This is a genomic window from Micromonospora globosa (assembly GCF_000717585.1).
GTDB lineage: Bacteria > Actinomycetota > Actinomycetes > Mycobacteriales > Micromonosporaceae > Micromonospora > Micromonospora aurantiaca.
Window position 1 is genome coordinate 1 of the sequence record NZ_JNZR01000092.1, and the last position, 736, is coordinate 736.

General features: G+C 68.8%; 1 pseudogene. It reads right to left on the reverse strand.

Features of this window, described 5'->3' with window-relative positions:
- Window positions 1–736, reverse strand: a pseudogene (locus tag IF06_RS32710) (acyltransferase domain-containing protein); the annotation flags it as partial.

Consider the following 736-nt stretch of genomic DNA (forward strand, 5'->3'; position numbering starts at 1 on the left):
CCCCGACACGTACGCGGCCGTCACCTCACCGATCGAATGACCCGCCACAAAATCGGCCCGCACACCCCACGACGCGAGCAACTCCCACAACGCCACCTCGACCGCGAACAACCCCGCCTGCGCAAACACCGTCTGATCCAACAGAGCCGCAGTCTCCGAACCCGGCTCGGCGAACACCACCTCGCGCAACGCACGCGGCAACAAGCCGTCGAAACGGGCGCACACCTCGTCGAACGTCGACGCGAACACCGGAAACGCGTCGTACAGGTCCCGGCCCATGCCCACGCGCTGCGAACCCTGACCCGTGAACAACACCGCCCGACGACCCGCCGACACCACACCCGAGACCCGGCCCTCGGCCACCGTCGCGAGGCCCGCCGCCAGCTCGTCGACGTCCGAGCCCCACACCACCGCGCGATGCTCCAACGCGGCACGGGTCGTCGCCAACGACCACGACACGTCCACGAATCACGTGCGCGTTCGTGCCCGAGATGCCGAACGACGACACACCCGCCCGCCGGGGACGCTCCACGCCCGGCCACTGCCGCGACTCGGTCGCCAACTCCACCGCACCCGACGACCAGTCCACATGCGACGACGGCGCATCCACGTGCAACGACGCCGGCACCACCCCATGCCGCATCGCCAAGACCATCTTGATGATCCCGGCCACCCCCGCAGCCGCCTGCGTATGACCGATGTTCGACTTCACCGACCCCAGCAACAACGGCACATC